This window comes from Streptomyces sp. NPDC019937, from assembly GCF_040631655.1.
Lineage (GTDB): Bacteria > Actinomycetota > Actinomycetes > Streptomycetales > Streptomycetaceae > Streptomyces.
The window spans coordinates 1-24,453 of sequence record NZ_JBEYAL010000062.1 but is presented as its reverse complement, the minus strand read 5'-3'; the positions used below and the strand labels follow the sequence as shown (position 1 = coordinate 24,453).

The window sequence follows — 24,453 nt, the reverse complement described above, 5'->3', positions numbered from 1 at the left end:
GTGACCGGCACGAAACCTTGCTCTCACCCACGGGGGCGGGGTGCGGTGAGGCCCCGGGGCCCGCCGGGATCACGGGCTTCCCCACCATTTTGTCAACGCCATTGACATACCTCTCCACGCACACCTATACCTCTGCCCATCGAAGCGCTTCGACGAACGTTGCACGTGCACATTCCTCCCAACCCTCCTGGAGGCAGTGGATGTTGACGGCACGGAAACGGACGACACGAACGGGGGCCGTCATCGCGGCCGCGCTCGCAGGGGCCCTGGTCCTGGCGGGGTGCGGGGGCGGTGGGGGCGAGGCCGGGGACGGCAAGACGCTCACGTTATGGCATTACGAGGCGCCCAATGGCGCCATGGGCGCGGCCTGGAAGCAGGCGATCGAGGAGTTCAAGAAGAGCCATCCGGGCGTCACGGTGAAGTTCGAGGAGAAGGGCTTCGAACAGATCCAGAAGACCGCCTCGATGGTGCTGGGATCGGACAGCGCGCCCGATCTCATGGAGTACAACAAGGGCAACGCCACCACCGGACTGCTCTCCAAGCAGGGGCTGCTCACCGACCTCTCCCCGGAGGTCACCAAGCGCGGCTGGGACAAGCCGCTGAGCGCGGGGGTGCGCACCACCAGCCGGTACGACGAGCGGGGCGTGATGGGCTCCGGCAAGTGGTTCGGGGTGCCGAACTACGCCGAGTACACGATGGTCTACTTCAACAAGACCCTCTTCGAGAAGCACAAGGTGAAGGTCCCGACCAGCTTCGCCGAGTTCACGGACGCGCTGAAGGCGTTCAAGGACAAGGGCGTCACCCCGCTCGCCAGTGCGGGCGCCGAATACCCCGCCCAGCAGTACGTGTACCAGCTGGCCCTGTCCAAGGCCGACCGCGCCTGGGTGGACGCGTACGAGCAGTACAAGGGCAAGCCCGACTTCCACGACGCCGCCTGGACCTACGGTGCCACCACCTTCGCCGACTGGGTGAAGAAGGGGTACATCGCGAAGAGTTCGAGCGGCGCCAAGGCCGAGGACGCGGGCGCGGCGTTCATCGCGGGGAAGTATCCGATGTTCTTCTCCGGCAGCTGGTGGTTCGGCCGCTTCAAGTCGGAGATCAAGGACGAGTGGGGCACGTTCCCCTTCCCCGGGTCGAAGCTGACGCTCGGCTCCGGCGGCAATCTGTGGGTCGTCCCCAAGGGCGCGAAGAACAAGCGGCTCGCCTACGACTTCATCGACATCACGATGAAGAAGGGCATCCAGAACACCCTGGGCAACGAGGGCGGCGTGCCCGTGGCCGCCGATCCGGCCGCGATCACCGACCCCAAGGCCAAGAGCCTGATCCAGGACTTCACCGCCTACTCCGACCGCGGCGGACTCGCCTTCTACCCGGACTGGCCGGTGCCCGGCTTCTACGACACCCTCGTCTCCGAGACCCAGAAGCTGATGACGGGCGACTCGAAGCCCGACGCCTATCTGGACGCACTGGCCAAGGCGTACGAGGCGGGCGCGCCGAAGGGATGAACCGGCAGCGCGAGTATCCGTACACGCTCTTCCTGATCCCCGGCGCGCTGGCCTTCCTGGCCGTCATCGTCGTGCCGTTCCTGATGAACACCGGGATCAGCTTCACCCACTGGCAGGGCGTCGGCACCCCGCAGTGGGCCGGTCTGGACAACTACCGGGACCTGCTGGACGACGACGCCTTCTGGGAGTCCTTCCGGCACAGCCTCGCCATGGTGGTGGCGATGGCCGCGATCCCGACCGCGCTCGGCCTGGTGCTGGCCGCCGCGCTGTTCGACTTCGTCGGCAAGCACTTCGGCGCCCGCACCGCGAGCGTGCTGCGGGCCTGCTTCTACCTGCCGCAGGTGCTGCCGATCGCGGTGGCGGGCATCGTGTGGAGCTGGATCCTGGCCCCCGAGAGCGGTGCCCTCAACGATCTGCTGCGGGCGGTGGGCCTCGGTTCGCTGCGCCACGACTGGCTGGGCGACCCGGACCTCGCGCTGTACAGCGTGATGGGCGTGATGGTCTGGGTCCAGCTGGGCTTTCCGCTGGTGGTGTTCATGGCGGGGCTGCAGCGCGTCGATCCGGCGCTGTACGAGGCGGCCGAGCTGGACGGCGCCTCGTGGTGGCGGCGGTTCTGGCACGTGACGCTGCCGCAGATCCGCCCGGAGATCTCGGTGGTGCTGCTGTGGTGCACGATCGCCGCACTCAAGGTGTTCGGCGCGGTGTACGTGCTCACCAAGGGCGGGCCGGGCGGGGCGACCAATGTCCCCTCGTACTTCTCCTTCCAGTCGTTCTTCGAGAAGACGCAGGTCGGCTACGGCTCCGCGGTCTCGACCGTGCTCACCGTGATCATCCTGGCGCTGGCCCTGGTCGCCCTGCGCCTCCAGACGAGGGCGGAGGACCAGGAGCGGTGAGGGCCGTGAAGCGATATCCGGTGCTGGCGGCGATGATCGTGGCGGCCGTCCTGATGGTGCTGCCGTTCCTGGTGGTCGCCCTCAACGCGGTGAAGTCGCCCGCCGAGTACTCCGCGAACGGGCCGCTGAGCCTGCCGAAGGGGCTCTACCTGGACGGGATCGCGGACTTCTGGGAACGGGTCGACTTCGGGCGGAAGCTCGTCAACTCCGTGCTGATCTCGGGGTCGGTGGCGGTCGGCGCCGCCGTGCTGTCCGTGCTCAACGCGTACGCCATCGGCATCGGCCGGGTGAAGGGCCGCCCCTGGGTGCTGGCCTTCTTCGTACTGGCGAACATGCTGCCGCAGGAGGCGCTGGTCTACCCCGTCTACTACCTGTCGAAGGAGGTGGGGCTGTACGACACCCGGCTGAGCGTGATCCTCGTCTTCACCGTGATCCAGGCCGCGTTCGGCACGTATCTGTTCTCCTCCGTCCTCGGCGCCTTCCCCAGGGAGATCATCGAGGCGGCCCGGATCGACGGCGCGAACAAGTGGCAGGTGCTGTGGCGGGTGGTGGTGCCGGTCAGCCGCCCGACCATCGGGGTGCTGCTGGTGTTCTTCTTCATCTGGACCTGGAACGAGTTCCTGCTGCCGCTGGTGATGCTGATCTCCAACGACAACCAGACGGTGTCGGTCGCCCTCGGCGTCCTCCAGGGCCAGCGGCTGATGGACGCCACCATGACCAACGCGGCCGCCCTGCTCGGCGTGGTCCCCGCGATCATCTTCTTCCTGATCTTCCAGCGGACCCTGACCCGTGGCATCGCCGCGGGCGCGGTCAAGTGACGAGGAGCGACGCCCATGAAGTTCAGCGACGGCTACTGGCTGCTGCGCGAGGGTGTCACCGCCGGGTACCCGACCGGGGCCCTGGACGTGGAGACCGGCCCCGGCAGCCTCACCGTGCACGCCCCCACCCATCCGGTCCGCCGCCGCGGCGACCTCCTCAAGGGCCCGGTCCTCGCCCTGACCTGCACCGCGCCGATGCCCGGCGTGATCGGGGTCCGGCTCACCCACTTCGCGGGCGGGGCCGGCCGGGGCCCGTCGTTCGAGCTGGCCGACGGCTCGTACGGGGAGGTGGACTGCGACGAGGACGAGGCCCGGCTCACCTCCGGCGCCCTCACGATGCGCATCGCCCGCACCGGCCCCTGGCGGGTGGCCTTCGAGGCGGCGGGACGCACGCTCACCGGCAGCGGGCCCAAGGACATGGGCATCATGGAGACCGCCGACGGCCGGCACTATCTGCGCGAGCGGCTGACCTTGCGCGTCGGCACCTCCGCCTACGGCCTCGGCGAGCGCTTCGGCCCGCTGGTGAAGAACGGCCAGACCGTCGACATCTGGAACGCCGACGGCGGCACCGCCACCGAACAGGCCTACAAGAACGTCCCCTTCTACCTCACCGACGCGGGCTACGGCGTCTTCGTCGACCACCCCGGCAACGTCTCCTTCGAGGTCGGCTCGGAGGCGGTCTCCCGCGTCCAGTTCAGCGCCGAGTGCCAGGAGCTGACGTACTACGTCATCCACGGGCCCACCCCGAAGGAGATCCTCGGGAAGTACACCGCCCTCACCGGCCGCCCCGCGCTGCCGCCCGCCTGGTCCTTCGGGCTGTGGCTGTCCACCTCCTTCACCACCTCCTACGACGAGGAGACGGTCACCGGCTTCGTGGCCGGGATGGCGGAGCGCGACCTGCCGCTGTCCGTCTTCCACTTCGACTGCTTCTGGATGCGCGAACACCACTGGTGCGACTTCACCTGGGACCCGCGCGTCTTCCCCGACCCCGCGGGCATGCTGCGGCGGCTGCACGACCGGGGCCTGCGGGTCTGCGTGTGGATCAACCCGTACATCGCGCAGCGCTCCCCGCTCTTCGCCGAGGGCAAGGCGGCCGGTCATCTCCTGAAGCGGCCGGACGGCTCGGTGTGGCAGTGGGACCTGTGGCAGCCCGGCATGGCCCTGGTCGACTTCACCAGCCCCGCCGCGCGGGCCTGGTACGCCGGGAAGCTGACCGCGCTGCTCGACATGGGCGTGGACTGCTTCAAGACCGACTTCGGCGAGCGGGTGCCGTTGGACGTGGTCTACGCGGACGGCTCCGACCCCGAGCGCATGCACAACTACTACACCCACCTGTACAACCGCACCGTCTTCGAGGCGCTGCGCGAGCGGCGGGGAACGCGGGAGGCCGTCGTCTTCGCGCGCTCCGCGACCGTGGGCGGCCAGCGATACCCGGTGCACTGGGGCGGCGACTGCGAGTCCACGTACGAGGCGATGGCCGAATCGCTGCGCGGCGGGCTCTCCCTCGGGCTGTCCGGCTTCGGCTTCTGGAGCCATGACATCGGCGGCTTCGAGGGCACCCCCGACCCCGCGCTCTTCAAACGGTGGATCGCCTTCGGGCTGCTGTCCTCGCACAGCAGGCTGCACGGCTCGTCCTCGTACCGCGTGCCGTGGCACTTCGACGAGGAGTCGGTGGCCTGCTTGCGCTTCTTCACCCGGCTGAAGCTGCGGCTGATGCCGTATCTGTACGAGGCGGCGCGCCAGGCGCACGCCGAGGGCGTGCCGGTGATGCGCGCCATGGTCCTCGAATTCCCCGCCGACCCGGGCTGCGCGGGCCTGGAGCGGCAGTACATGCTCGGCGGGGATCTGCTGGTCGCGCCGGTCTTCGACGACGAGGGCGAGGTCGCGTACTACGTCCCGGAGGGCACCTGGACCCAGGTGCTGAGCGGCCGGACCGTGTGCGGCCCGCGCTGGGTGCGCGAGCGGCACGGCTTCCTGAGCGTGCCGCTGCTGGCCCGGCCGGGCTCGGTGATCCCGTTCGGCGCCGCGTACGACCGGCCGGACGCGGACTGGGCGGACGGCGTCACGCTGCGGGTGTACGAACCCTCCGCCCTGCCCGGCACCGGGGTCACGGTCCGGGTCCCGGCCCCGGACGGCTCGACGGCCGTCGCGTTCACCGTCGTACGGGACGGGGACACCCTGCACGCCGAGGCGGACTGGTTCTGCCGCAGGCACTCGGCACCGTGGCGGGTGGAGGTGGTGGGCGGGCCGTCCGCCGACGCGGACGCGGGGACGGCCGCCCTCACGCTGGCGCTCAGCAGCGCCGGGGCTTGACCCAGGAGCACTCCAGATCCGCAGTCGGTGCGCCCCTCACGGCGCGGGGCCGCACCGCCTCGGTGCGGCCCTCGCCGGACTTCGCCAGTGTCACCACGATCGCGTCCTCCAGGGTCTTCACGGACGGCGCGAGGTAGTTGTTGAGCACGATGCTGTAGACCAGCTCCCGGCCGTCCGCGTCGGTGACGTACCCGGAGAGCGCGGAGGCGCCGGTCAGGGAGCCGGTCTTGCCGCGCGCGTTGCCCGCCGCCGGGGTGCCGCACATGCGCGAGCGCAGCGTGCCACCGACGAAGCGGTCCGGGGCGCAGGCCACCGGCAGCGAGCCGTACCAGTCCGCGTACCAGGGCTGGTGACGGACCGCCAGCAGCAGCTCGGTGAGCTGCCCGGCCGCGATGTTGTCCATCCGGGACAGCCCCGAGCCGTCCACCTGTCGTACCGATCCGGTGTCCACGCCCTGCTTCTTGAGCCAGTCCGCGATCGCGTCCAGGCCCGCGCTCCAGGTGCCCCGCCCCGCCGTCTCGTAGCCGATGGCCTTGGTGAGCACTTCGGCGTGGATGTTGTTCGACAGCTTCATGAACGGGATCAGCAGCTTCTTGAGCGGCATCGAGCGGTGGGAGGCGAGCGGGCGGGCGTCCGGCGGGGTGGCCTCGCCGAGGCGGGTGGGCCCCTCGACCCGTACGCCGTGCTCCTGGAGTGCGTCGGCGAACACGGCGGCGGCGTAGCCGGTGGGCTCCCAGACGCTGACCCACTCCTTCGCCACCGGCGCCCCGGCCGCGATGGCGCCGCTGACGGTGATGGTGTTGGTCCCGTGGCCGCGTTCGACGGTCAGGCCGCCGCCGCTTCCGGTCCTCGCCCGGTTGTCGATGCGGACGTACCGCGTCCCGGGCGTGACCGTCACCTTCGGCCGCTCCCCCGCCGCCGCGCTGGGCGCGACCTCGACGATGACGCTGCCCGCGTCGTAGTCGGTGTCGGGGGCGACGGTGAGCGGGGAGATCTGCGCGGCGTAGTACGAGGACTCGTCGTCGGCGGCCCAGGAGCGGCCCGCGCGCTGCGCGTCGAACCGGGTGTCGTCGGCGATCAGCCGCCCGGTGACCCGGGTGATCCCCGCGTCGGCGATGTCCTTCGCCAGCCGGTCGTAGTCCCGCGCGAGCAGGGTCGGATCGCCGGTGCCGCGCAAATAGAGGTCGCCGCGCAGGGTGTGGCCGCGGCGGGTGCCGTCGGTCGAGACGTCGGTCCGGAAGGTGTGGTCGGGGCCGAGCAGCCCCATGGCGGCGGCCGAGGTGAACAGCTTGGTGTTGGAGGCGGGCATCAGCCGGTCGTCGGCCCGGTGCCGGTACAGCACGGCGCCGGAATCGGCGTCGGCGACCACCACCCCGGCCGCCCCGCCCTTCAGCAGGGGGTCGGCCAGGACGCGGTCGACGGCCTCGCCGAACCCGGCGCGGGAGGCGTCGGCCCCGGCCGGTGAACTCCAGGTGAGGGTGCAGACCAGCCCGATGACGAGGGGCCAGGCCCAGGCGCGCGCACGACGGTTCAAGGGTCTCCTCATGCCACGGGAGGATCCCGCACCCCGCCACTTCGCGACAGAGCACCCGGAAGTGACAACCTGAGTTCCGGATCGGGGGAACCGAACACGAAGAGAGTCGAGTACATCGATGGCCATGCCCGGAGCCGAACTGCTGTGTATCGCGATCGGCCTGTTCCTCTACGCCTGCGCCGTACGCGACGCCGGGCTGGTGCGACGGCTGCGCCGCGAGGGGATCCGTACGGAGGGCGTCGTGGTCGCCAACATCGCGGACCACCAGGCCCGGAACCCGAAGGGGAACCCGAAGGGGAACCCGAAGGGGAACCCAAAGGGGAACCCAAAGGGGAACCGGAATCCGATCCCGAAGCCGATCATCCGGTTCCACGACCATCAGGGCTACAAGGTGGAGTTCACGACCGCGATCCAGGGCGTCGGCCTGGGGCTGGCGACCGGCCGGAGGGTGGATGTGATGTACCTTCCGGGCGAATCGCGGAAGGCCCGGGTCTGGATGCGGCGCCACATAGTGGGCCCGACGGCGGGCCTGGCCCTGACCGGCACGATCTTCCTCGGCTTCGGCCTGGTGGTCGCCTTCAACTGACGCCCCCCGTCAGACCGCGCCGGAGAGCTGTTCGCGCACCCAGGCGGGATCGGGGTTGGTGTGCGGTCGGCCCGCCACGACGACCGTCGGCACGGTCTCGTTGCCGTCGTTGGCCACCCGCACCGCCGCCGCTCCCTGCGGGTCGCGCCAGATGTCGACCCAATGCGCCCGGCGGGCGCGGCGGCCCAGCCGGGTGCGCAGCCGGATGCAGTACGCGCAGCCGGGCCGCCAGTAGACGACCGGTCGGCCGTCGGCCGCGCTGCGGCGCTGTGCCTCCAGCGCGCCGATCGACCTGGGGAAGACCAGCGGCGAGTTGACGCCCGCGAGCAGCACGAACCCCAGCAGGACTGCTGCGGCGGCGCCCGGGCTTCCTCCGGAGGCCAGCCCGGTCGCGAGACCGGAGCCGCAGAGCACGAACAGCACCGGCAGGATCCAAGCGCGCATCGGTCAGCCCTCCACGGACATCGTGAGGCTGTCCGACAGGGCGGCGACGGCCGCACGGAGACGTACGTCCAGATCGTGCCGGGGCAGTGGCCGGCCTGGGCCTGCCCCAGCCGCCTCACCTGCCCCGCCCGCCTCGTCGGCTCGGGCCACCCAGCCCGCGAGCGCGCAGTGGAACGCGGCGACCAGCATGTCCACAGCCAGCCGGGGGCGTACGTCGTCGGGCGCCCCGATACCGAACCTCCGACGCAGGATGCTCAATGCCTCCTGCGTCGTGGCCTCGCAGAACTGCAGACCGTGCGCGGCCATCGAGGGCGTCCGCTCGGCCAGTCGGCGGCTGAGCAGGACCCGGCGGGCCCACCCCTCGTCGTCCATCCGCTCCAGCGCGACCAGCAGGGTGTCCCGCGCCAGCTCCACCAGCGTCCGCGGGCCCGGGTCCACGGTGTCCAGCTCCTCCAGGAAGGCCCGCCACAGGTCCTGGTCGGCGGCCATGGCGACGTCTTCCTTGCTGGTGAAGTAGCGAAAGAAGGTCCGCTTGGAGACCTCGACCGCCTCGCACAGCTCATCCAGCGTGACGCCGCCGAAGCCGCGCTCGGTGAACAGCTCCAGGGCGGTGTCGATCAGCGTCTGACGCGTGCGCCGCTTCTTGCGTTCGCGCAGCGACGGGGTGGGGGCGGCGGTCACGACGGCGAGTGTATCGCGCACGCGAATGCCACTTGCAGGCTTACGCCACTCAGTGGCATAACTGAGCCCGTCACCCCTTTGGAAAGGCGAACCCCATGCGCGCACTGCTCGTCGACTCCACCGCCCCCTCCGGTCTCCGCCTCGGCGAGACCGCCGACCCCGAACCCGCCCCGCACGAGGCGCTGGTCCGGGTGACCGCCACCTCCCTCAACTACGGCGAGGTCATGCACCGGGCCGAGGCCCCCGACGGCACGGTGCTCGGCTGGGACGCCGCCGGCGTCGTCGAGCGCGCCGCCGCCGACGGCTCAGGACCCGCCGCCGGAACCCCCGTCGTCACCCTCGGCGAGGCCGGCGGCTGGGCCGAACTGCGCGCCGTCCACACCGGCATGATCGGCGTCCCGCCCATCGGCGCCGACCCGGGCGCGCTCAGCACCCTCCCCGTCGCCGCCGCCAGCGCGCTGCGCGCCCTGCGCCGCGTCGGCGACACCCTCGGCCGCCGCATCCTGATCACCGGCGCCACCGGCGGCGTCGGCCGGTACGCCGTCCAACTCGCCCGGCTCGGCGGCGCGCACGTCATCGCCACCACCGGCGACCCGGCGGCCCACGGCGACGATCTGCGGGCCTTGGGCGCCCATGAGGTGCTCACGGCCCCGGAGGAGGCCGACGCGCCGGTGCACGGCGTGGTCGACCTCGTCGGCGGCCCCCAGCTCGTGGCGGCGTACGACACCCTCGCCGCCCACGGCACCCTGGTCTCCGTAGGCCATGTGACGGGCCAGCCCGAGACGTTCCCCTTCGGCGCCCTCTACGGGAACGCGGGCCGCCACGAGCGCTCGATCGTCACCTTCTACCTGCTGGAACGCCCCGACATCGGCCCCGACCTGACCTGGCTCGCGACCCGCGTCGCCGCGGGCGACCTGGACCCGCAGATCGCCTGGCGCGGCGGCTGGGACCGCGCCGACGAAGCCGTCACCGCCCTCGCCGAACGCCGCCTCCACGGCAAGGCCGTCCTGGACATCGGCCGGGCCGGCGGCTGACCAGGCGCGTCTCGTGATCGCCTGCGTCAACGGTTCGGTGGCCGCGTACGACGGCAAGAGCGGCAAGCAGCTGTGGAAGCTGTCCCACGACGACGCCGACCGCGTCCCGCCCCACGCGACTCTGGTCCGCAACGGCCTGCTCTACGGCGTCACCAAGAACGGCCCCGTCGTCATGGACGCCCGGACCGGCCAGGACAAGGAGGCCGCGCCGGGCATCGCCCCGTACGTCTCGGACGGCTACGTCGGCCTGGGCATCGCCGAGGACGACGGCCGCGTCACCGCCTACCGCGCGACCGGCTGACCCTACGCTCCTGGCCCTCACGTCCGACCCCGAAGCGGTGGCCGTCAAGGACTTCACGGAGCAGGGCGACGCCATGGTCGTGTCCCCGGACGGCCAATTCTCCTCGCCGGCCGCGCTGGGAGCGGGAACGGTCCTGGTGGACGTCGACTTCCGGCGGCTGGTCGACACGCTCTGCTCGGTCCGCCGCACGGCGACCCCCGGAGCCCGCCGGCACCGGCTCTTCCCCGATCTCGACTACCGGGACCCCTGCCCCTGACGGTCCCTGCCCGGGGAACGAAGAGCGATGCCCCGGGCAGGCAGCGGCGGGGCCCGGGGCCCCGGCCGCGTGCCCGCCGGGATGGCGGGTCAGACCACGGCGAGCCGGTCCACCAGCAGCTCCACCCTCGCCTCGGTGTCCTCCGGCGGCAGCCGTCCCGCCCGGGTCAGGGTCGCCACCCCGTGCAGGGACGCCCAGAACACCTCGGTGAACAACCCCGGGGGGACGCCCTCCCCGGCGACCTCGCCAAGACTCTCCAGCAGCGCGGCGAAGGCGTCCTTGAGAGGTTCCGGGGTGTCCTCCTGGGCGTACGCCAGGCCGCCGTCGAGCTGGAAGATGGCGTCGTAGACCGCCGGGTGGGAGGCGGCGAAGTCGAGGTAGGCGTGGGCGAGGGCGGCGACCCGCTCGCGCGGGCCGTCCGCGGCGGCGGTCGCGGCCCGCACCGCCGCGGCCAGCTCACCGGCGCCTTCGAGGGCGACGGCGCCGATGATCTCCCGTTTGCCGCGGAAGTGGCTGTAGAGGACGGGCTGGCTGTATTCGATGCGCTCGGCGAGCCGGCGGGTGGTGACCGCGTCCCAGCCCTGCTGCTCGGCGAGTTCGCGGGCCGTCGCCACGATGAGCCGTTCGCGGCTCGCCCGTTCGCGCTCCTTGCGTGCTTGTACCGACATGACTCAAACCCTAGCACCACTAGACAAGAGAGCGGCAGCAGCGCTAGCGTTGCGTCATCATCTAGCAGTACTAGATTTCATGGCCGCAAGGAGAAGAACCATGTCGCTGAAGAAGATCAACACCGTCCTGGCCACCGTCTTCATCCTCTTCATCCTCTGGTTCGGGACGGAGTACATCCTGAGCCCGGAGACGACGGCGCCGGGCTTCGGCCTGCCGAGCTGGCCGTCCGGCGACGGCGGCGGCTTCCTGATCGTCAAGGGGATCCGCGACGTCGTCATGGCCCTGGGCCTGGGCATCCTGCTGGTGACGGGCCAGCGCCGGGCGCTGGGCTCAGTGCTGCTGGTGGAGTCCCTCGCCGCCTACGGCGACATGACCACGGTGCTGGCCCACCACGGCTCGGTGGCCACCGCGTTCGGCGTCCACTGCCTGACCGCGACGCTGATGGCGGTCAACGGCCTGCTGATATTGCGCGAGACCCGCAAGGTCGCGGCCGCTCCGGCGACGCCCGCCCGGCAGCCCGCCTGACCCCCTCGCGCGTGCGGGCCGCCGCGGACCGCACGATACGACGAAGGCCCCGCCGGGTGGCGGGGCCTTCGTCGTACATGGGATGAGTGGAGATGGCGGGAATCGAACCCGCGTCCAACGGTGCGGAATCAGGGCTTCTCCGAGCGCAGTCCGCTGTGATTTTCTCGGCCCCGGAGATCACGCGGACAAGTCTCCGACGGGCTCAGTCACTGTTTGATTTCCCACTACACCCCGTGACCGGGTCTAGTGGTTTAGTTCCCTAGTCGATGCCAGGATCCGGGTCGGGAACAGCCCCGGGCTGACACTTCGCGAAGTCGCTACTTAGGCAGCGAGGGCGAAGGAATCGCGCTTGGTGTTGGCGATTATTGGTTGCGACATATGGTTTACGAGATCATTGCCGCTTCCTCGGCTCGCTTCCCCTGCTTCGACAGCCGCTGTCGAAACCGATCATCCCCATGTGCACTCTGTTCAATTAGATACTGCTTCAATCGTGGTGCCACGCCCTCGTGGGGGCGCACCGCCATCATAGGTGAACAACGCGCTACGGGGCCACATCATTCCCGCCGGGCGACGTCCGAGGTCAGACTCGGCCGCGTTCGCGGCGGCGGACCGCCGAGATCGCCCGGTCGGTCTCGCGGCGGTCCTGCTTCTCACGGAGGGTCTGGCGCTTGTCGTACTCCTTCTTGCCCTTGGCGAGCGCGACCTCGACCTTGGCGCGGCCGTCCTTGAAGTACAGGGACAGCGGCACGATGGTGTTGCCGGACTCCTGGGTCTTGGCGAGGAGCTTGTCGATCTCGGCCCGGTGCAGCAGCAGCTTGCGGCGGCGGCGTGCCGAGTGATTGGTCCACGTCCCCTGGCTGTACTCGGGGATGTGGACGTTGTGCAGCCACGCCTCGCCGTTGTCGAGCTGCGCGAAGCCGTCGACGAGCGAGGCGCGCCCCTGGCGGAGCGACTTCACCTCGGTCCCGGTCAGCACCAGACCGCACTCGTAGGTGTCGAGGATGTGGTAGTCGTGCCGCGCCTTCTTGTTCTGCGCGATCAGTTTGCGACCCGTCTCTTTAGCCATAGCGAGGTCATTCTCGCACTAGGACCCGCCCCCGAGGCCACTCAATACCGTGCGGGCGCGTGCCTCGGCGCTCGGGCCGTCGTCGCCGTGGACGGTGAGATCGGGGGTGATGCCCTCGCCGTCGACGTTGCGGCCGGCGGGGGTGCGGTAGTGGCCGACGGTCAGCTCGGCGACCGAACCGTCGGCGAGCTTGCTGGGCATCTGCACCGAGCCCTTGCCGAAGGTGCGGGAGCCGACGACGATGGCGCGGCCGCGGTCCTGGAGCGCTCCGGTGAGCAGTTCGGCGGCGCTCATGGTGCCGCCGTCGACGAGGACGACCAGCGGGCTGCGGGTGTCGCCGCCGGGCCGGGCGTCCAGGACGCGCTGCTCGCCTCGTACGTCGTACGTGGCGACCAGGCCGCCGTCGAGGAAGGAGGAGGCGGTGGTGACGGCCTCGGTGACCAGGCCGCCGGAGTTGCCGCGCAGGTCCAGGAGGATGCCGTGGCCCGGGGGCACGTCCCCCACGGCGCGCCGCACCTCCTCGCCGGAGCCCTTGGTGAAGGACTCGACCTTGATGCGGACGGCGCCCCGGCCGCGGTCGCCGACGCGGTCGACGGTGACCGGCTCGGTGGCCAGCCGCGCCCGGTGCAGGGTCCGCCGCCACCGGTGGCCGTCCCGCTCCAGGCCGAGCACCACGGGGGTGCCCGCCGAGCGGCCGGTGTGTCCGCGCAGCCGGGCGACGACCTCGGTGACGGGGTGGCCGGTGGCCTTCATGCCGTCGACGGTCAGCAGCCGGTCGCCGGACCGGATCCCGGCCCGGTCGGCGGGGCTGCCGGACTGGACGTGATCGACCTCGATCCGGCCGCCGGTCCCCACCCGCGCGGAGACCCCGACGCCGACGTAGGCGCCGTCGAGGTGCTGGCGGAATCCCTCGTACTCACGGGCGCTGTAGACCGCGCCCCAACGGTCGCCGCTGCGGCTCACCACCTCGCGGGCGGCCTGCGAACCTGACTTCCCGTCCGCCGCGGCCTCGGCAGCCGCCGCCTCGACCTGGTCGCTCTCGGCGGAGCCGGCGGCGACCGGGCGGATCGGTATCCGCGCGGCCGACGAGCCCCGGTCGGCGGCTCGGGCGGGACCTTCCGCGCCCCAGGAGCCGGTGGCGGCGCCGGTGGCGAGCACGCTCACGAAGACCAATGTCAGGGCGGCCCCGTGGCGAATGCGGCGGGGATGGACGAACAAACACGGGCCCGACATGCCGGTGAGTGTAGGGCAAGCCCAGGCGCCGTACGCCGCGTTGTGAGGTACGGCGCCCTGGGCGAATGTCACACCTTGAGGTACTTGCGGAGCGCGAAGAAGGCCGCGAGGGCGGGCATGAGCAGCCCGATCGCCAGCACCAGCGGCAACTTGGCCAGCACCGCGTCCCAGCCGATGAAGTTGATCACGTCGATCTTGCCCGCGAGCCAGTTGTCGACCAGGAAGTACTGGCCGCTGACGAGGAGTACGCAGGAGAAGCCCGCCCCCAGCAGCCCCGCGATGGCGGCCTCCATGATGAACGGCATCTGGATATAGAAGCTGGACGCGCCGACGAGCCGCATGATCCCGGTCTCCCTGCGCCTGCTGAACGCCGACACCCGCACCGTGTTCACGATCAGCATCAACGCGACCACCAGCATCAGCGTCATCACGCCGAGCGCCGCGTACTTCATGCCGTTGAGCAAATTGAACAGATCGTCGACCAGGGCCTTTTGGTCCTGGACCTCCTGCACCCCGGGCCGGGCGGCGAAGGCGGTGGAGATGACGTCGTACCGCGTCGGGTCCTTGAGCTTGATGCGGAAGGACTCCTGCATCTGGTCCGGCGTCAGGGAATCGGCCAGCGGCGAATCGCCGAACTGCTCCTTGTAGTGCTTGTACGCCTGCTCACTGGTCTCGAACTGAACCGACTCGACGATGTTCATCTGGTTCAGTTCGGAGCGGATCTCCTTTTTCTGGACGTCGGTGGCCGCGCCTTTCGCGCAGTTGGCCGAGGACTCCTTGTCGTTCTTGTTGCAGAGGAAGATCGAGACGTTGACCTTGTCGTACCAATAGCCCTTCATCGTGCTCACCTGCTCGCTCATCAGCAGGGACCCGCCGAACAGGGCGAGCGAGAGGGCCACGGAGACGATCACCGCGAAGGTCATCGTGAGATTGCGGCGGAGACCGACGCCGATCTCCGACAGGACGAACTGGGCGCGCATGGCGTCCTTTCAGGTGCTGGTAGCCGTGATCAGTGCTGGTAGCCGTAGACGCCGCGGGACTGATCGCGGACAAGACGGCCCTTCTCAAGCTCGATCACGCGCTTGCGCATCTGGTCCACGATCTGCTGGTCGTGCGTGGCCATGACGACCGTGGTGCCGGTCCGGTTGATCCGGTCCAGCAGCTTCATGATCCCGACGGAGGTCTGCGGGTCCAGGTTGCCCGTCGGCTCGTCCGCGATCAGCAGCATCGGACGGTTCACGAACGCGCGCGCGATGGCCACGCGCTGCTGCTCACCGCCGGACAGCTCGCCGGGCATCCGGTCGTCCTTGCCGCCCAGGCCCACCAGGTCGAGCACCTCGGGCACGGTCTTGCGGATCGCGCCCCGGGGCTTGCCGATCACCTCCAGCGCGAAGGCGACGTTCTCCCCGACCGTCTTGTTGGGGAGCAGCCGGAAGTCCTGGAACACCGTGCCCAGCTGGCGGCGCATCTGCGGCACCTTCCAGTTGGACAGCCGCGCGAGATCCTTGCCCAGCACATGGACCGCGCCGTGGCTCGCCCGCTCCTCGCGGAGCAGCAGCCGGAGAAAGGTGGACTTTCCCGACCCGGAGGAGCCCACCAGGAAGACGAACTCGCCCTTCTCGATCTCGAGCGAGACATCCCGGAGTGCGGGACGGGTCTGCTTGGGGTAAGTCTTGGATACGTTGTCGAATCGGATCACTGATGCACCACGGTCGACCTGGGTAGCGGTACGGGCTGCAGCCGGAGCGGCTCCCGTCGGTGAGCGTGACCATACGCGAACCGCGCGCGGGCGCGCAGCGCCCATCCGGCTTGGTGCGTTTATTCACGGCACTATTGGGGGCAAACGGTTGACAAACTGGCCGTCGGACCGTCCGAAACGGCCACAGAACCGGTACGGACGCGGCACGGAATCGTGCGGGGCGCGCCGAACCGGGCGGAAGCTGGCACAGTGGAAGGGGAACCAACCCATTTCCCCGAGCGTTGGCCCCATATCTACTGCGGCACCGCCGCGCGGGAGGAGAAAGCGCATGACGTACGACAGGCTCGTCTGCGCCAACTGCGCGAGCCCGGTCAGCGAGGGCCGCTGCCCGGTCTGCCGGGCCAGCAGGGAGCGCCTGCAGCAGCAGGAGGGCCCCTTCGCCGGGCTGACCCCGGCCGCGCTGATAGCGCTCCTGGTGGCACTGATCGCGGTGGCCGTGCTCGCTCACGAGATGGCTGCGGCGGCGTAACGCGGTGTAACCGGTAGGTACCGGCCACAGACGCCCGAGGGGCCCGGAGCTCTGCAGCGCTCCGGGCCCCTCGTCGTGCGTGTGGCGTGAATCAGGCCACGTTGTTGTTGCGGTTCGCGAGACGCGGCATGACCCGGAAGCCGATGCCACCCGCGATCATCGTCGCGGCACCGATCAGCAGGAAGGTGGTCTCGGAGGAGGCACCGGTCTCGGCCAGCTCCTCCTTGGCCTTGCCCTGCTCGACCGGCTTGGAGCCGACGCTGTCGGTGTCCGTGTTGTCGTCGCAGTTGGTGGAGTCGAGGTCCACGGTGCAGGTGGAGTCGTCGCCCCCGGCGCCGCCGCCCTGGCTGGGCGAGGTGCTGGGCTGGCCGGACGGCCCGTCGGTCGGCTCGTCCGTCGGCTGGGCCGTCGGCCCGTCCGTCGGCTCGTCGGTGGGCTGGTCGGTCGGCTCGTCGGTGGGCTGATCCGTCGGCTCGTCGGTCGGCTGATCCGTCGGCTCGTCCGTCGGCTCGTCCGTCGGCTGATCCGTCGGGTCGTCCGTCGGGTCACCGGTGGGAATCTCGGTCGGCTCGTCGGTCGGGTCGTCGGGGTTGCGGACGCCGACACCGACGTCGAGGCCCTTCTCGTCCGCCTTGACCGAGGCGTCGACGCCACCGATCCCGACGTCGATCCCCACGGCCGATGCGGCGCCGGCGGCGGTCAGCGACGCACCGGCGGCGATCACCGCGGCGGCCGCTATGCGCGCGACACGCAGCCGCGTCTTCTTCGTCATCTGCCTGCTACCCCCAGTAGCTGTACTCGTAATGGAGAGCAGCTATGCACGGGGCCACGGCCGTCAGGGGGAGAAGTTCCGGGCTCTGCCTGCTCAGGCGATCCACCGGTCCCCGTTCACACGCGCCCCAGTCATACGCATGCCGCGCGTCAGCCTTCCCAGTTTTCATGACACCGTCAAGCGTCTTTGGGAACGAGATGTCCGCTATGAAGGCGCTTGTGTGACGCATGGGTACAGGACTGTGACCAAAAAAGGTCCTTGCGCGACCACTTGGGGACCGAGGAGTCCGTCGCGAGGGGCGGCTCAGCGGGTCCTAGCTGCCCTGCTCGCGCTGCTCGCGCCAGCGGATTCCGGCCTCGAGGCTGCGCTTGTCGTTCCTCTCGCAGGGGATCCGCACGGTCGAGTTACTTCTCCTGCTTCTTCCGCCAGCGGATCCCCGCTTCGAGGAAGCCGTCCAGCTCGCCGTCGAGCACCGCCTGCGGGTTGCCGACCTCGAACTCGGTGCGCAGGTCCTTGACCATCTGGTACGGGTGCAGGACGTACGAACGCATCTGGTTGCCCCAGGAATTGCCGCCGTCGCCCTTGAGCGCGTCCATCTTGGCCTGCTCCTCCTGGCGGCGGCGCTCGAGCAGCTTCGCCTGGAGGACGTTCATGGCGGTCGCCCGGTTCTGGATCTGCGAGCGCTCGTTCTGGCAGGAGACCACGATGCCGGTCGGGATGTGGGTCAACCGCACCGCGGAGTCGGTGGTGTTGACGCCCTGCCCGCCGGGGCCCGACGAGCGGTAGACGTCGACCCGCAGCTCGGACTCGTCGATCTCGATGTGGTCGGTCTGCTCGACCACCGGCAGCACCTCGACGCCCGCGAAGGACGTCTGGCGGCGGCCCTGGTTGTCGAACGGCGAGATGCGCACCAGGCGGTGGGTGCCCTGCTCGACGGAGAGCGTGCCGTAGGCGTACGGCGTCTGCACGGCGAAGGTGGTCGACTTGATGCCGGCCTCCTCCGCGTACGAGGTCTCGTAGATCTCCGTCTTGTAGCCGTGCCGCTCGGCCCAGCGCAGATACATCCGCTGCAGCTGCTCGGCGAAGTCGGCGGCGTCGACGCCGCCCGCCTCGGCGCGGATGTTGACGAGCGCCTCACGGGAGTCGTACTCGCCGGACAGGAGGGTGCGCACCTCCATCTCGTCGACGGCCTTGCGCACGGCCTCCAGCTCGGCCTCGGCCTCGGCGCGCGCGTCCTCGTCGCCCTCGTCGGAGGCCAGCTCGAACAGCACCTCGAGGTCGTCGATCCGGCCGCGCAGCTCCTCGGCCCGGCGCAGATGGCCCTGGAGGTAGGAGAGCTTGCTGGTGATCTTCTGGGCGCTCTCCGGATCGTCCCACAGGGACGGGGCCGCCGCCTGCTCCTCGAGCACGGCGATGTCGGCCCGCATCTTGTCGAGGTCCAGGACGGCCTCGATCGACCCCATGGTCGAGGAGAGGGACTTCAGCTCTTCGGATACATCGACGACTGCCACGTGCACCAGCCTAACCGCTATAGAAGGATCTCCGGCCCGTCGGTCCCTCGCCGGGACAGCGGGCCCTCATGGGAGGACCGGCGGCCCTCAGGGGGCACCGGAATCCTGCCCGGGCTCCTGCCCCGAACCCTGTCCGGCACCCTTCCCGGCGCCTTGTCCGGTGCCCTGCCCTGCGCCCTGTCCGGAGTCCTGCGAGGACGAGTGCTCGCCGCCCTTGGGCGCATCGCCGCCGTCCCCGCCGCCCGCGACCAGCCAACCGCCGATGCCCAGGACGACCAGCGCCGCCACCGTGGCCGCGGCGACCTTGAGCCGACGGCGGCGCAGCGCTCCCGAGACCGCGGGATGGCGCGCCGAGCCCGCCCGGCGCTGACCGTGAACGCGAGGGGCGCGCGCGGTGCCGTGCGCGCCGCCCGCCAGCTCGTCCGCGCTGGGCACGCGCATGCTGGTGTGCGTATCGCGGCTGCCGTCCGGCACCGCGCCCGGGACCAGCGGGACCGCGCCGCGCCGCCGCTGCGGCCCGCCCTGGCCGTACCCCTGCCCGGCCCCCTGGCCGTATTCCTGGCCCTGGCCCGGTCCGGCGGGGGCGGGCCGGTGCCCGCCCTCCGGGTGGCCGCCCTCGTCCTCCCGCCGCTCGTCGGACTCGTCCGGCTCGTCGATGTCCAGCGGCGGGTATCCGGCCAGGCTGGGCAGGATCTCGCGCAGCCGCGCGGCCAGCTCGGAGGCGCGCAGCCGGGAGGCGGGCGCCTTGGCGAGGCACTGGAGCAACAGCTGCCACAGCTCGTCGGGGATACCGGGCAGCGGGGCGACGGTCTCCGTCACATGGCGGCGCAGGATCGCGCCGGGGTGGCCGCCGCCGAACGGGGTGAAGCCCGCCAGCAGCTCGTACAACACCGTGGCCAGGGCGTACACGTCCACGCTGGCGCGCGGCGGCAGCCCTTCGATGATCTCCGGCGCGAGGTAGTCGGGGGTGCCGATGACGCTGCGCGGGTTGGGCGAGCGGCCCTGCGACGGCTGCTGGCCCCGGGGCGGGCGGCCGCCGCGGGACCGGCCCGGTTCGTCGACCAGGCGCGCGATGCCGAAGTCGGTCAGCAGGGCGGGGTGGGAGCGGCCGGGGCCGAGCGGTCCCTGCATGTCCAGCAGGACGTTCTCCGGTTTGACGTCCCGGTGCACGATCCCGGCGGCGTGCGCCGCGGCCAGCCCGTCGGCGACGTCCGCGGAGATCGCGACCGCGGCCTCCGGGGACAGCCGCCGCTCGCGGTCGAGCCGGGTGCGCAGATCCGTTCCGCGGATCAGGTCCATGACCAGGGCCAGGTCGTTGCCGTCCACCACGAGATCACGCACACCGACCACCCGTGGGTGGTCGAGGCTGAGCAGCGCGGTGCGCTCCTGTACGAAACGGCCCACGAGCTCCTGGTCGGAGGCGAGATCCTCGCGCAGGAGCTTGATGGCGACCGGGCCCTCGGGGCCCTCGCCCAGCCACACCGTGCCGGCGCTGCCGCGGCCCAGGACCTGGTGCGCGGTGTACCGGCTGCCGATCTTCCGTGACAAGACTGCTCCGAATCCTCCGACAGGGGGCACGTTGGCGACAAAGCTACGCGGCTACTGGCGCGTTGGGGGCATCAGACAGCGCCAACTGTCACTTCTGAGCGGAAAACACCCCTTGGATGTCGACAAATCACCTGACTCGGCGCATCGGTCGGGGTGTTGAGGGCGCTCCGGTGTGCTCTTGGTGCGCGGGGGATTCAGCCGTGGGTCAGCTCGGGCCGCCGAGGCTGGAGATCCAGTCCTTGACCTCGGTGACCCAGGACGAGACCGCGTCCCAGTAGCCCTTGCCCTCGGCGACCCAGTCCTTGAGCGGGGTCAGCTCCCAGATCAGCCAGGAGCCCACGACCAGGATGAGGATCACGAACAGGCAGCCCTTGAGGCAGCCGAGCCCGGGGATCTTCATCCGGTTGGGGTTGGACCCGCGCTGCCGGGGCTCGCGGCGCTCCGGCTCCGGCGGCGGCGCGTAACGCTGCGGCTGCTGGGGCTGGTGCGGGGCCGGGGCGTACTGCTGCGGCTGCTGCTGTTGCTGACGGCGCGACGGCTGCGGCTGCGGGGGCTGCTGCGGCTGCTGGTACGGCTGTTGTTGCTGCTGTTGGTACTGCTGCTGGTACTGCTGTTGCTGATAGCCCTGCTGCTGGTACCCCTGCGGCGGCTGCGGCGGTCCGGGGCGGCGCTGGGGGCGGCGGCGCAGCGGGTCCTCGCTCGGGTCGAGGTACTGGACCTGCGTCTGCTCGTTGCGGTCGCGGGCCGCGGCCATCTGGTTCTGCCAGGGGTGCGGATCGTCCTGGCCGGGGGCGCCGCCGGGCGGCACGGGCGGCATGGCCCGGGTGGGGTCGGCGCCCGGGCCCGTGGTGGGGAGCACGTTGGTCGCCGCGGCCGGGTCGTACGAGGGCTGGTTGCCCGGCGCGTTCGTCGGCAGGACCTGGGTCGCGTCGCCCGCGTCCGCGGGGGCGGTGTCCGGGACCGGCGCCGGCGCCGGATCCGGCGCGAGCAGCGCGGCGACGCCGAGGGCGGCCTCCGCCTGCGCGGCCGAGGCGTGCACGCCGATACCGGCGGCGACCACGCGCAGGCCCCGGGCCAGGCTCTCGGCGCTGGGGCGCTCGTCCGGGTTCTTGCGCAGACAGCGCTCTATGACGGTCCACAACGGCTCGGGCACGGTCGTGGGGCGGCGCGGCTCCTCGCTCAGGTGCCGGTGCAGCACCTCCAGCGCGGTGTTCCCCGCGAACGGCGGACGGCCGGTGGCCAGCTCGTACAGCATGATGCCGGCGCCGTAGATGTCCACCGCGGACGTCTGCGGACGGCCCTCGGCGGACTCCGGCGCCACGTAGGCGGGGGTCCCGACGAACTCCTGGGTCCGGGTCAGCCCGGGCGAGTCGGCGAGCCGCGCGATGCCGAAGTCGGTCAGCATCGGGTGCATCTCCTCGCCCTCGCCGGTGCCCGCGAGGAGCACGTTGGCGGGCTTGAGGTCGCGGTGCACGATGCCGTCGGCGTGGCTGGCGGCGAGCGCGTCGGCGACCTGCGCCATGAGGAGGGACGCGGCGACGGGGGTGAACGGGCCGTTCGCGCGCAGATAGTTGTGGAGATCCGGACCGTCGATCAGGTCCATGACGAGGGCGAGCAGATCGCCCTCGACGACGAGATCGCGGGTGCGGACGATGTTGGGGTGGGTGAGACGGAGCAGCACGGAACGCTCGCGGAGAAAGCGCATGACGATGTCCGCGTCGTTCGCCAGCTCCTCCTTGAGGACCTTGATGGCGACCGTCTCGCCGGGCTGCCCGGCCACGGCCGCCTCGGCGCCCGCCGTCTCCCGCTGGCTGGCCCGCCAGACGGTGCCCGTGGCTCCGCGTCCGAGCGGCTCCTCGAGCAGGTACTTGCTGCCTACCGGCCGCACGTCATGCGCTCCCTGGTCGTGGTCATATCGCTTGCATCGCTTGCTGCGTCGCTTGTACTGACTGCCGTGCTCGTCCGCCCACTGTAATGGGGACGGACGAGGTGCCGTACCGATCACCGCGGGACCCGACCGGGCCCCGGGGAAAGACGCGTGATCCGGAGGGACGGTTGCCCGCTCCTCGCTCCCCGACACGGCGGAGCCGTCCTCGGCCAGGCGGCACCCACGCGGCACTCACGCAGCGGATCCGGTCGCAATCAGCCAGTTTCGGCCGACTAGCCGACCAATCAAGATCATGTGGCGCCAGGCGACGGGCGAAGTGTCAGCGGCAGGTGCGAGGATGCACGCAGCACGGAAGCGCCGAGCGGCGGGGGGCTCACGCTCCGTGACCCGTACGGCCCCGTACGGACCTGTACGTGCCGAAGCGCCTGGGGGCGAGGCGGCGGGGTTGGCACCCCCGCCCGGCCCCCCGGACAGAAGGGACCGTTGACGGCGATGCAGATTCGGCTGACCGTCCTCGGGCCGCGCAGCGCCCATCCGGGCCGTTCCGGCCATCCTGCGCCCGCGCAGCCGCCGCACGCCCTCGCGGGCGCGGTGGACGTGCTCGTGACCGCTCCCGTCGGCACCGCCCTCGCCTCCGTGACGAGCGGCCTCGCCGCCGCCGTCGCCGCGGCCGGGCACGACGCCGGGGGCGGCACCGGCGCGGTCGTGGTCTACGCGGGCTCGGAGCGGCTCGACCCACAGCGCTGCGCGCTCGGCGAGCCGCCGCTGGTGGACGGCGCGGTGCTCTCCCTCCACGCCCCGGCCGACCCCGATCACTACCCCGGCTACCCGGGCTACCCCGGGCTGCCCGAGGCGGCCGTGTCCGACGCCACGGTCCACCTGGACGTGATCGCCGGGCCCGACGCGGGCGGCGTCCACCTGCTGCACGGCGGCCAGGTCCGCATCGGCCGCTCCGCCGACGCCGACGTCCCCCTGGACGACCCCGACGTCTCCCGGCTGCACTGCGCCGTGACGGTCACCGAGGACGGCCGGGTGACCATCGCCGACCTCGGCTCGACGAACGGCACCGCCGCCGACGGCGCCCCCGTCGGCCGCGACCCCGTACCGCTCGCGCCGGGCGCGCTGCTGCGGATCGGGGAGTCCGCGCTGCGGCTGCGCGCCCCCGCCGCCGCGCCGTCGTCCCCGGTCCGCCTCCCGGTCCACCCGGATGGCGAGGGCCATCTGCGGGTCGCCCCCCGCACGGACGGCGTGGCCCACGCCCAGGGCCCCTGGACCGGCGCCCCGCCGCCCCGCCGCCCCGGCCGGGGCTGGGCCCCGGCCGGCCAGTGGGACGCCACGACCCACGCGGGCCCCCAGGGCGTCACCCCTCACCTCCACCCCGGAGCCCCCACCACCCACGGCACGGGCACGTCGCCGGGCGCCCCGCCAGCGGACACGGGGCCGCATGCCGAGCGTCCGGCAGCCCCGGGCCACCCCGCCGCCCAGGCCCCCTGGGCCGAAGGTGCGGCGGGCGGCGGCGCGCCGTACGGCGCCCCGGCCGGCAGCGGGATCCCCGGGCAGCCGGGCGCGGCGGGCGACGCCCCCTACTGCGGCCAGACCCACGGCGGACGGTCCGCGGCCCCCGCGCACGACGCGCAGGAGCCATGGGGCCCCCGTACGGGCGGTGGCAGGCATCCCGCGGGCCCCGATCCCCGGACCGGAGGCCGGGGCGGCAGCGCGCCCTACGACGGCCCGGCCGCCACCGGACCGCGCGGCGCCGCCGGGCGGCCGGGCGCGGGCGGCAACGCACCGCATGGCGACCCGACGGGCGGCGGAGTCCCCGGACAGCCGGGCGCGGCAGGCCCCGCCCCCTACGGCGGACGGTCCGCGGCCCCCGCGCACGACGCCCAGGAACCCCGCCGCACGAGCGGGGGCAGGCCCTCAGCGAGCCCCGGCCCCTGGGCCGGGGGCCCGGCAGACGGCAGCGAACCGTACGGCGACCCGAACACCCCCGGGCCGCACAGCACAGCCGACCGACGACCGTCCGACGACCGCGACCCGGCCCGACGGCCCGGCGGGGGCGGTGGCGCGCCCCAGGGCACCCCCACCGGCAGCAGCCGGACCCCCGGCGCCGCCGGACGGCCGGGGCCTGGGGCCGGAGGCCCGGGCAGCGGCGCGCCGTACGACGGCCGGACCCACCCCGGTCCGCACAGCGCAGCCGACCAGCGACCGGACGCGGGCGGAGGCGCGTCCTACGGCGGACCGCACGGCGCGCGGGAACCCTGGCCGGGTGACAGCCGCACCGGCCAGGGCAGGCATCCCGCGAGCCCCGGCCCACGGGCCGGAGGCCCGGCGGGCGGCGGCGCGCCATATGACGACCCCGCCGCCGCCGGACCGCGCGGCGTGACCGACGGGCCCCCGGCCGACGCGCCCGGGCTTCCCGGACAGCGCGGCAGCGGCCGGGGTTCCGGCGGACCGCAAGAACCCTGGCCGGGCGGCGCGCCGCACGGCGCAGGCGACCGGCGTCCCGGGGGCCGGGGGCGGGGGACGCCGTTGCGGGGGACCACCGTGCCGCAGGGGCTCGGCGAGGCGGGCGCGTCGTACGCGTACGACGCGCCCGGGGCGCAGGTCCGGCGGGGTGGGTTAGGTGGCTGGGTGGGGCAGCTGTC

The 24,453-nt window shown here is 71.9% G+C and carries 23 protein-coding genes and 1 other RNA gene; 11 read left to right on the top strand and 13 right to left on the bottom strand.

The features are described from left to right. Nucleotides 1-200 precede the first annotated feature (200 nt). The 4 genes from ABZ562_RS37985 to yicI are packed head-to-tail and all read left to right on the top strand — an operon-like array spanning nucleotide 201 to nucleotide 5,529. A complete protein-coding gene (locus ABZ562_RS37985; protein ID WP_361489092.1) occupies nucleotides 201-1,505 on the top strand; it encodes an extracellular solute-binding protein in 1,305 nt (434 codons plus the stop codon). Next, nucleotides 1,502-2,398 (top strand): sugar ABC transporter permease, encoded by an 897-nt coding sequence (locus ABZ562_RS37980; protein WP_361489090.1) that lies wholly within the window; start codon nucleotides 1,502-1,504, stop codon nucleotides 2,396-2,398. The genes ABZ562_RS37985 and ABZ562_RS37980 overlap by 4 nt, the downstream gene beginning before the upstream one ends. 32 nt (nucleotides 2,399-2,430) lie before the next feature. Continuing rightward, nucleotides 2,431-3,216, top strand: a complete 786-nt coding sequence (locus ABZ562_RS37975) for a carbohydrate ABC transporter permease (RefSeq protein WP_361489114.1) — start codon at nucleotides 2,431-2,433, stop codon at nucleotides 3,214-3,216. Nucleotides 3,217-3,231: 15 nt separating this feature from the next. Beyond that, nucleotides 3,232-5,529, top strand: coding sequence for an alpha-xylosidase (gene yicI, locus ABZ562_RS37970; protein ID WP_361489087.1), 2,298 nt, complete (start codon nucleotides 3,232-3,234; stop codon nucleotides 5,527-5,529). Here the strand turns inward: yicI and dacB are convergent. Continuing rightward, a complete protein-coding gene (gene dacB / locus ABZ562_RS37965) occupies nucleotides 5,510-7,075 on the bottom strand; it encodes a D-alanyl-D-alanine carboxypeptidase/D-alanyl-D-alanine-endopeptidase (protein WP_361489085.1) in 1,566 nt (521 codons plus the stop codon). The two genes, yicI and dacB, sit on opposite strands and share 20 nt — an antisense overlap. 106 nt (nucleotides 7,076-7,181) lie before the next feature. Between dacB and ABZ562_RS37960 the strand changes: the two genes are divergently transcribed. Next, on the top strand, nucleotides 7,182-7,649 hold the full coding sequence (locus tag ABZ562_RS37960) for a DUF3592 domain-containing protein (RefSeq protein WP_361489082.1): 468 nt from the start codon (nucleotides 7,182-7,184) through the stop codon (nucleotides 7,647-7,649). A 9-nt stretch (nucleotides 7,650-7,658) separates the two neighbouring features. On the opposite strand, the gene ABZ562_RS37955 is transcribed toward ABZ562_RS37960, so the two are convergent. Both ABZ562_RS37955 and ABZ562_RS37950 read right to left on the bottom strand, forming a co-directional pair. Then, a complete protein-coding gene (locus ABZ562_RS37955) occupies nucleotides 7,659-8,093 on the bottom strand; it encodes a glutaredoxin domain-containing protein (protein WP_361489079.1) in 435 nt (144 codons plus the stop codon). Between the two features lie 3 nt (nucleotides 8,094-8,096). Next, on the bottom strand, nucleotides 8,097-8,774 hold the full coding sequence (locus tag ABZ562_RS37950) for a TetR family transcriptional regulator (RefSeq protein WP_361489077.1): 678 nt from the start codon (nucleotides 8,772-8,774) through the stop codon (nucleotides 8,097-8,099). A 95-nt stretch (nucleotides 8,775-8,869) separates the two neighbouring features. Here ABZ562_RS37950 and ABZ562_RS37945 point away from each other — a divergent pair, with 95 nt between their 5' ends. From ABZ562_RS37945 to ABZ562_RS37935, 3 genes are read left to right on the top strand one after another with little or no spacing between them, the layout of a single operon-like run. Next, the gene (locus ABZ562_RS37945; RefSeq protein ID WP_361489074.1) at nucleotides 8,870-9,808 is read left to right on the top strand and encodes a zinc-binding dehydrogenase; all 939 of its coding nucleotides are present in this window, start codon (nucleotides 8,870-8,872) and stop codon (nucleotides 9,806-9,808) included. Between the two features lie 13 nt (nucleotides 9,809-9,821). Then, nucleotides 9,822-10,109, top strand: coding sequence for a hypothetical protein (locus ABZ562_RS37940; protein WP_361489072.1), 288 nt, complete (start codon nucleotides 9,822-9,824; stop codon nucleotides 10,107-10,109). Between the two features lie 37 nt (nucleotides 10,110-10,146). Next, nucleotides 10,147-10,365: a hypothetical protein gene (locus ABZ562_RS37935; protein WP_361489069.1), complete on the top strand. Its 219-nt coding sequence runs from the start codon at nucleotides 10,147-10,149 to the stop codon at nucleotides 10,363-10,365. A gap of 89 nt (nucleotides 10,366-10,454) precedes the next feature. Here the strand turns inward: ABZ562_RS37935 and ABZ562_RS37930 are convergent, their stop codons facing one another. Next, on the bottom strand, nucleotides 10,455-11,033 hold the full coding sequence (locus ABZ562_RS37930; protein ID WP_361489067.1) for a TetR/AcrR family transcriptional regulator: 579 nt from the start codon (nucleotides 11,031-11,033) through the stop codon (nucleotides 10,455-10,457). A gap of 100 nt (nucleotides 11,034-11,133) precedes the next feature. On the opposite strand from ABZ562_RS37930, the gene ABZ562_RS37925 reads away from it, so the two are divergent. Beyond that, the gene (locus ABZ562_RS37925) at nucleotides 11,134-11,559 is read left to right on the top strand and encodes a DUF4267 domain-containing protein (protein WP_361489064.1); all 426 of its coding nucleotides are present in this window, start codon (nucleotides 11,134-11,136) and stop codon (nucleotides 11,557-11,559) included. Between the two features lie 84 nt (nucleotides 11,560-11,643). Here the strand turns inward: ABZ562_RS37925 and ssrA are convergent. The 5 genes from ssrA to ftsE form a co-directional block, all read right to left on the bottom strand. After that, nucleotides 11,644-12,014, bottom strand: a transfer-messenger RNA (tmRNA) gene (gene ssrA, locus ABZ562_RS37920). A 125-nt stretch (nucleotides 12,015-12,139) separates the two neighbouring features. Next, nucleotides 12,140-12,625 (bottom strand): SsrA-binding protein SmpB, encoded by a 486-nt coding sequence (gene smpB / locus ABZ562_RS37915; RefSeq protein WP_361489061.1) that lies wholly within the window; start codon nucleotides 12,623-12,625, stop codon nucleotides 12,140-12,142. 18 nt (nucleotides 12,626-12,643) lie between these two features. Continuing rightward, entirely contained in the window at nucleotides 12,644-13,858 is a 1,215-nt protein-coding gene (locus ABZ562_RS37910; RefSeq protein ID WP_361489059.1) for a S41 family peptidase, read from the bottom strand. Between the two features lie 68 nt (nucleotides 13,859-13,926). Continuing rightward, nucleotides 13,927-14,838, bottom strand: a complete 912-nt coding sequence (ftsX, locus tag ABZ562_RS37905) for a permease-like cell division protein FtsX (RefSeq protein WP_361489056.1) — start codon at nucleotides 14,836-14,838, stop codon at nucleotides 13,927-13,929. Between the two features lie 29 nt (nucleotides 14,839-14,867). After that, nucleotides 14,868-15,557 carry a cell division ATP-binding protein FtsE gene (ftsE, locus tag ABZ562_RS37900; protein ID WP_009717451.1) on the bottom strand — a complete coding sequence of 230 codons (690 nt, stop codon included), beginning with the start codon at nucleotides 15,555-15,557 and terminating at the stop codon, nucleotides 14,868-14,870. Between the two features lie 328 nt (nucleotides 15,558-15,885). Between ftsE and ABZ562_RS37895 the strand changes: the two genes are divergently transcribed. Next, on the top strand, nucleotides 15,886-16,086 hold the full coding sequence (locus ABZ562_RS37895) for a hypothetical protein (protein WP_055555454.1): 201 nt from the start codon (nucleotides 15,886-15,888) through the stop codon (nucleotides 16,084-16,086). Between the two features lie 91 nt (nucleotides 16,087-16,177). Here the strand turns inward: ABZ562_RS37895 and ABZ562_RS37890 are convergent, their stop codons facing one another. From ABZ562_RS37890 to ABZ562_RS37875, 4 genes are all read right to left on the bottom strand, one after another. Beyond that, complete coding sequence (locus ABZ562_RS37890) at nucleotides 16,178-16,858, bottom strand: PT domain-containing protein (protein WP_361489054.1); 681 nt, start codon at nucleotides 16,856-16,858, stop codon at nucleotides 16,178-16,180. A gap of 404 nt (nucleotides 16,859-17,262) precedes the next feature. After that, entirely contained in the window at nucleotides 17,263-18,369 is a 1,107-nt protein-coding gene (gene prfB / locus ABZ562_RS37885; protein ID WP_361489052.1) for a peptide chain release factor 2, read from the bottom strand. An 87-nt stretch (nucleotides 18,370-18,456) separates the two neighbouring features. After that, the gene (locus ABZ562_RS37880) at nucleotides 18,457-19,917 is read right to left on the bottom strand and encodes a serine/threonine-protein kinase (protein ID WP_361489049.1); all 1,461 of its coding nucleotides are present in this window, start codon (nucleotides 19,915-19,917) and stop codon (nucleotides 18,457-18,459) included. 205 nt (nucleotides 19,918-20,122) lie between these two features. After that, nucleotides 20,123-21,805, bottom strand: a complete 1,683-nt coding sequence (locus ABZ562_RS37875; RefSeq protein ID WP_361489046.1) for a serine/threonine-protein kinase — start codon at nucleotides 21,803-21,805, stop codon at nucleotides 20,123-20,125. Between the two features lie 492 nt (nucleotides 21,806-22,297). Between ABZ562_RS37875 and ABZ562_RS37870 the strand changes: the two genes are divergently transcribed. After that, a partial coding sequence (locus tag ABZ562_RS37870) for an FHA domain-containing protein (RefSeq protein ID WP_361489043.1) occupies nucleotides 22,298-24,453 on the top strand: 2,156 nt, incomplete at its 3' end.

What these genes read in the sequence shown, in the direction of transcription:
- ABZ562_RS37960 (WP_361489082.1), top strand. Translation starts at nt 7,182, where the DNA reads ATGGCCATGCCCGGAGCCGAACTGCTGTGTATCGCGATCGGCCTGTTC.
- ABZ562_RS37895 (WP_055555454.1), top strand. Translation starts at nt 15,886, where the DNA reads ATGACGTACGACAGGCTCGTCTGCGCCAACTGCGCGAGCCCGGTCAGC.
- ABZ562_RS37985 (WP_361489092.1), top strand. Translation starts at nt 201, where the DNA reads ATGTTGACGGCACGGAAACGGACGACACGAACGGGGGCCGTCATCGCG.
- ABZ562_RS37890 (WP_361489054.1), bottom strand. Translation starts at nt 16,858, where the DNA reads ATGACGAAGAAGACGCGGCTGCGTGTCGCGCGCATAGCGGCCGCCGCG.
- ABZ562_RS37955 (WP_361489079.1), bottom strand. Translation starts at nt 8,093, where the DNA reads ATGCGCGCTTGGATCCTGCCGGTGCTGTTCGTGCTCTGCGGCTCCGGT.
- smpB (WP_361489061.1), bottom strand. Translation starts at nt 12,625, where the DNA reads ATGGCTAAAGAGACGGGTCGCAAACTGATCGCGCAGAACAAGAAGGCG.
- ABZ562_RS37910 (WP_361489059.1), bottom strand. Translation starts at nt 13,858, where the DNA reads ATGTCGGGCCCGTGTTTGTTCGTCCATCCCCGCCGCATTCGCCACGGG.
- ABZ562_RS37925 (WP_361489064.1), top strand. Translation starts at nt 11,134, where the DNA reads ATGTCGCTGAAGAAGATCAACACCGTCCTGGCCACCGTCTTCATCCTC.
- ABZ562_RS37980 (WP_361489090.1), top strand. Translation starts at nt 1,502, where the DNA reads ATGAACCGGCAGCGCGAGTATCCGTACACGCTCTTCCTGATCCCCGGC.
- yicI (WP_361489087.1), top strand. Translation starts at nt 3,232, where the DNA reads ATGAAGTTCAGCGACGGCTACTGGCTGCTGCGCGAGGGTGTCACCGCC.
- ABZ562_RS37945 (WP_361489074.1), top strand. Translation starts at nt 8,870, where the DNA reads ATGCGCGCACTGCTCGTCGACTCCACCGCCCCCTCCGGTCTCCGCCTC.
- ABZ562_RS37975 (WP_361489114.1), top strand. Translation starts at nt 2,431, where the DNA reads ATGATCGTGGCGGCCGTCCTGATGGTGCTGCCGTTCCTGGTGGTCGCC.
- dacB (WP_361489085.1), bottom strand. Translation starts at nt 7,075, where the DNA reads ATGAGGAGACCCTTGAACCGTCGTGCGCGCGCCTGGGCCTGGCCCCTC.
- ftsX (WP_361489056.1), bottom strand. Translation starts at nt 14,838, where the DNA reads ATGCGCGCCCAGTTCGTCCTGTCGGAGATCGGCGTCGGTCTCCGCCGC.
- ABZ562_RS37930 (WP_361489067.1), bottom strand. Translation starts at nt 11,033, where the DNA reads ATGTCGGTACAAGCACGCAAGGAGCGCGAACGGGCGAGCCGCGAACGG.